Genomic DNA, 5,235 nt, shown 5'->3' on the forward strand with positions numbered 1-5,235 from the left:
GGGAGTCGGGCCGGGCGGGGCGCCTGGCGGCAGCGACCGCCCGTCCGGTGTGGGTCTGGCGTCGGCCGGGTGCGGCGGCTGAGGCCTTCGCGGCGGCGGCTGTGCCGCCTGGGCTCCCGGTGCCCCTTGCGCCGTCTGGGGTGCCTGGGGCGGCTGCGGGAGGCGGTGCGCGCCGGTCGACAGCGAGGCTGTGGAGGACGGGAGCCAGCCGGTCGGGTTACCGGGGGTTACCGAGACAGGGTAGGCACCCGTCCCCGGCCCGATCGGCCCCGTGTCCGGCCCATCTGGGCCTGTCTCGACCGGTCCTGGGCCTGGCCGGCCCGGCCCTGCCCCGAGCGGGCCAGGGCCCGGCCCGCCCATGCCTGCCCCGAGCGGGCCAGGGCCGGCCAGGCCCGGGACCGCTCCAACTGGTCCTGTGCCCGGCCCACCCGGGCCCACAGCGGACGCCGCGGTCGCCGGCAGCGGGGGGATCGGCCCACTGACCCGTGGCATGCCGGGCAACGGTGGGAGGGACGCGGGCGGCGCGGGTGGGAGCGGTGCGGGTACGGGGGGCGCCTGCGCGGGAGGCAGACCAGCATCGCCTGGCACGAGGCCGCCTGGCATGGGACGGCCTGCCGCGGCGGCAGGCCGCGTCGCGACGGTGGGTGGCGCGGGTGCGGGCGGGACAACGGTGACGGGCGGCGCTGGGGGCGCGACGCCGGCCCCGGGTATGGCGCCGGTACCAGGCGGGATGAGCACGGCGCCGGTACCGGGCTGGATGGGCATGGCGCCGGTACCGGGCGCGGTCTGCGACGCGGCGCTGGCGCCGGGCATGACAGGGGCGCCGGGCATAAGGGGAGCCCCGGGCATGGTGGTCGACGCGGACGCGCTGGCCTGGGCGGATTTCGCCTTCTGGGCCTCCAGAGCCGCCAGGGCCTCCAGAGCAGCCTGGGCGCGCTGCCGCCTGGCTTCTGGATCCGGGGCCTGTGCGTCATCGTCCGGCTCCGGGGACATGCCGGTGACGGCCACGACCGTCGGGCATGGCCAGAGCCGGTCACAGCTCACGCACAGGTCGAACTCGTTCGGTTGGTGGAGGTCGAGTAGCGCGAGCAGGGACCCGATGTGCGCCATCATCTTCGGACCGGCCAGGACGGGACCGTTGGAAATCATGCGAAGTTCCGAGCGCAGCCGGTTGCAGTAGCGCTCGACCTCATCCGTCCGCTGATCCTCCATCGATGCCAGCATGCACCATCATCCGGTGGGAAGTGCTACCGGTACCGTCCTTGAACGGTCATTCCGACCGTCACACTACCTTTTGTAGTTCCTGTCTACCGTCTCTGTCACCGGGTGTCGCTTCTGTTGCCAACGGTCCGGTGTCGCCATCGATGGCCGGGTACCGGCGGCTGGACGGCGACGCGGGCCGGACGACGAACGTCGCCGCCCGACCGCCCGGCGGCCCGATCATCTGGGCAGACGGCAACTCCGGCCATGCGTTCTCCCTGCGTCCCGGGTGGAGGGCGGCCCGATCACCTGGCAGACGGCAACCCGTTGCCGGCCGCGCGCGCCACCGCTCGCCGGCGGCCCGCCCACCGACTGCCCGGCCGCCTCCCACCGGCCGCCGCTGGTCAGCCGCTTGGCGAGTGGCCGTGCGAGTGGCCGGACGGCTGGCCGTGACGCTCATCCCCGTTCGGGGCGGACCTCGTCCGGACGACGGACCTGGCGCATCAGGCCCTCCTGGAGGCGGGCGAACTCCTCGACGTACGGGCTGTCGACCGGGCCGGGCAGGCCTGGCCCGCCCGGGACCGGCTCCTTGATGCCGCCCTGGAGGGCACCGCCCTGGAGGGCACCGCCCTGGAGGGCACCCCCCTGCCGGTCGAAGACCGGCTCGAAGCCGGCGAACTGCCCGCCGACGCCGCCGGGGCCGAGGCGTTCCGGCTGCCCGTCGAAGCTGGGGTAATGGGTGGCGACGGCGGTCGGCGGGGCGCCGCGTTCGCCCTGCCCGTCGTAGCCGCCCGAGAACGAGGGCAGGTTCGGCGGGGGGCCCGGGGCAGGGCGTTCGCTGGGCGCTTCGAACGACGGGTAGTGGGCGCCGTTGCCGTTCGGGCCGCGCTCGTCGGCGGGCGGGTCGTACCCGAACGACGAGCCGTTGGACGACGGCGGGGCCGCACCGATGGCCGGGACGCTTGTGCGGCCGGCTGGTTCGCCGCCCGGCTCGGGCTCGCCCGAGCCGAACGCGTCCGCTGGGGGGTAGATCCGTGCCGACAGGCTGACCGACAGCGGATCGTTACCGTATGTGATTACGTCTACCTGGTCGTCCGCCCCGATGCCGCCGTTGCGGGCCAGGTCAACGAACCGGAAAAGATCAGCCCAGCGCAGGCCGTCAAGGTCCACACTGATTCGCAAAGCCATCGTCGTGCCTCATCTCACGGTTCCAGCGTGCCGACCCAACCATTGCCTGACCCCGTGTTGCCTGTGCCCGGCCCATCGTCTGAGCCACTGCCCGGGCCGCTGTCCGACCGCCGCCTGACCACTGGCCTGGCTCGCCGTTGCCTCCGGTGCCGGAGCAGCCGGACGATACAGGGCCATCCGGTGGTGGCCCGGCGCCGGCCTCGCCGGCCCGGCAACGATGGGAGGCCGACGATGGGCGGCAGCTTATACCCCGTTGGGAGTGCATTCCCCATCCGGGGAGGTTTGTGCGTTTGCGCCGGTAATCCGCGGTCCGCGGGTTGTCGCGGGGTGTTGGCCGGGCTCGGGTGGATCTCGGGCGGACCTGGATGGACGGCGCTGTCGTCCACCGTTGTAGGACGGTGTCGCCCGGGCGGGTAGTGTCCGGCGTGTGAGTGTTGCTTCCGGCGGTGTCAACGGTATGGCTGGCGTTGGCGGCATGGCTGGTGTGGACATGCGTGCCGGATCGTTGCCGATCAGACTTCTTCATGATCGGGTTCTTGTCGCTCCCCGCGAGGACTCGCCCGACCGCCGTTCGAAGGCCGGGATCGTCATTCCCGCCACGGCGCAGATGGGCAAGCGGCTGTCCTGGGCGGACGTGGTCGCGGTGGGTACGGCCGTACGTACCATTCAGGTGAGCGACCGGGTGCTCTACGATCCGGAGGAACGGGCCGAGGTCGAGCTGCACGGCACGACCTACGTGCTCCTGCGCGAGCGGGATGTGCACGCGGTGGCCGCCGAACGCCTCGATGACGGTCTGACCGGCCTGTACCTGTAGGCCTGTCGCCTGTCGCCTGTAGAGTGGTCCGTCCGTGGGGGCCCGCCTCTACGGTGACGGCCGGGAGCTGGGCGTCCGGCCGGCTCCCGGGTGCCCACTTTTTGATCTTCTATGGGTCGTTCCGTCCCGGCGATTCCATGATCACTCTTCTCTGGCTGGGCCCGGTCGGGCCGGAGCAGGACGATCATGTCTGTTCGCGGCCGTGCCGCGGGCCGCGGCAGCAAAGATCATCAACGGGGGTCGTGGGGACGATCCGGACGGATCCGGTAAGGCCTGCCATGCCGGGTTCCCCGAGATGTCCGGACTTGGGCGAGTTGGGGTTATCGGCCCGTCTGCCAGAAATACCACCGCGCTATACCGGAATACCACGAGAAGGCGGATGTGTCGGGTCTGACATCGAGGTGAACGCGTGATGCCTGGCCTGTTGCCGCGCGGAACCGTATTGTACGCGTCGGTCGAGGGAGATCCGTTGTCCTGTATCGACCACGCAGGGATGTAGACAAACCTCGTCGCCTGTGCCCGCGCTGGAGTCGTTGCGTATTGTAGCCGCTCGATCCTGTTCGGGTATGGACCTGGACGGGTACCGACATGCGGCTGTGCGTCGCGTCTCGCGTGCGCAGCCGACAGCAACCGTAGAGAACGACCGGAACTGTAAGGAAGGAGACTCGATGGCTCGTGACTTCGACGCCCGGCGTGGCACTGACGTCGAGGATGACGAACTCCAGGAGCAGAGCCTGGAGACGCTGAAGGCACAGCGGGCCGGAGCCGCGGCCGATCTTGGGGACGATGTCGACGCCCTCGAGGCGGAGCTGGATCTCCCGGACGCCGAGGTGCGCGACGAGGAGCTGTCCCTGCGGGTGCTGCCGAGACAGGCTGACGAGTTCACCTGTACGAGCTGCTTCCTCGTCCACCACCGCAGCCAGCTCGCGGACGCGCATCGCGCGGTGTGCGCGGACTGCGCCGCCTAGCGCCGGTCACCGGAGAAGATCGACGCGGGCTTGTCGCTGGGTACGCCCACAGGACTCGGGAAGCGTACCCAACGACAAACTCGTCTGGATCATGCTCCGTGCGGGTGGCCGCGGCCGGCACACATGGCCGGTTCCCCGTGTGCCTGGCGGCTCTGGCGGCTCTGGCGGCCCTGGCCGGAGCCGCCAGGCACACGATCGCGATCTTTTCAGCCGGCGGTCGCGCGGGGGCGCACCCCGCCGCCGCGGGATGGGAGCCGGGGACGGGAGCCAGCCCGGGAGACCCGGCCACCGGCCTCGGGGCCCCGAGGCCCGCGATGGGTGTGCGTCGTTCGTCCACGGGTGGGCGTCGTCCGTCCACGGGTGGGCGCCGGCCGCGGGGCCGGCTCCTGGGCTCCCCGGCGGCGGGAGGGCCGCTGTCGTGGAGCCGTTGGGGGAGGCCGGTGCGTACGGGGGCCCATGTGACGTTTCCGGTCTTCGTGCCTTGTCCGGTCTTCCTGCCCTGGCGGGCATGACGCCGTCGGACGCGTCGCGGCCCGGCCGCGACTGGCCCCTTTTCGGCGGGTGCGTGGCTGTCCGGCCAGTGGTCTCGCCTTGCCCATAACCGCTTGTCGCGATACCACTACGTTGCGCGCCTGGTCGGTTGGGGGTTGTGACATGGTTGACGGTAAGGTGTCCGCGGCCGTTGCTCGTTACCCGGATACATCCGCCGCGGGGGTGCCCCTCGTCATCGCACGGACGAACGCGCCACCGCTGCCCGCCATCCACGTCCCGCGCATCCGCCTCTGGGAGGCCATCGACCGGGGCGTCCGCGGCGGGGTCACGGTGATCAGCGGGCCGGCTGGTTCCGGCAAGACCGTCCTCGCCGCATCCTGGGCCGCCGCCGGCCGCTGGGCCGGGCCGGTCGTGTGGCTGTCGGTGGACGCGGACGCGACCACCGAGCTGTGGTTCCACCTGCTGTGCGCGCTGGAACGCGGGGGTGCCATCCCGGCGGGAGCCGGGGTGCTGCGGCACGGGCCGGCGGCCCTCAGGTCGGCCGTCGCGGCCGCGGCCGCCGGTGGCCGCGCC

3 protein-coding genes and 1 pseudogene are annotated in these 5,235 nt (G+C 72.1%); 3 read left to right on the top strand and 1 reads right to left on the bottom strand.

Translation table 11 applies throughout. The features are described from left to right. Positions 1–1,656: 1,656 nt before the first annotated feature. Positions 1,657–2,388 (bottom strand): hypothetical protein, encoded by a 732-nt coding sequence (locus tag NBX02_RS06195; protein ID WP_250290388.1) that lies wholly within the window; start codon positions 2,386–2,388, stop codon positions 1,657–1,659. Positions 2,389–2,815: 427 nt separating this feature from the next. Between NBX02_RS06195 and NBX02_RS06200 the strand changes: the two genes are divergently transcribed. The 3 genes and pseudogenes from NBX02_RS06200 to NBX02_RS06210 all read left to right on the top strand — a co-directional run. Further along, positions 2,816–3,202: a GroES family chaperonin gene (locus tag NBX02_RS06200; protein WP_250285733.1), complete on the top strand. Its 387-nt coding sequence runs from the start codon at positions 2,816–2,818 to the stop codon at positions 3,200–3,202. Between the two features lie 668 nt (positions 3,203–3,870). Continuing rightward, positions 3,871–4,170: a DUF4193 family protein gene (locus tag NBX02_RS06205; RefSeq protein WP_250285732.1), complete on the top strand. Its 300-nt coding sequence runs from the start codon at positions 3,871–3,873 to the stop codon at positions 4,168–4,170. A gap of 654 nt (positions 4,171–4,824) precedes the next feature. Further along, positions 4,825–5,235 (top strand): annotated as a pseudogene (locus NBX02_RS06210) (hypothetical protein); the annotation flags it as partial.

The sequence above is a fragment of the Protofrankia sp. CiP1_Cm_nod1 genome (assembly GCF_920888515.1).
In the GTDB taxonomy this organism is placed as follows: domain Bacteria; phylum Actinomycetota; class Actinomycetes; order Frankiales; family Frankiaceae; genus Protofrankia.

Excerpts from the sequence above, each read along its gene's own strand:
- NBX02_RS06195 (WP_250290388.1), bottom strand. The coding sequence starts at position 2,388 with ATGGCTTTGCGAATCAGTGTGGACCTTGACGGCCTGCGCTGGGCTGAT.
- NBX02_RS06205 (WP_250285732.1), top strand. The coding sequence starts at position 3,871 with ATGGCTCGTGACTTCGACGCCCGGCGTGGCACTGACGTCGAGGATGAC.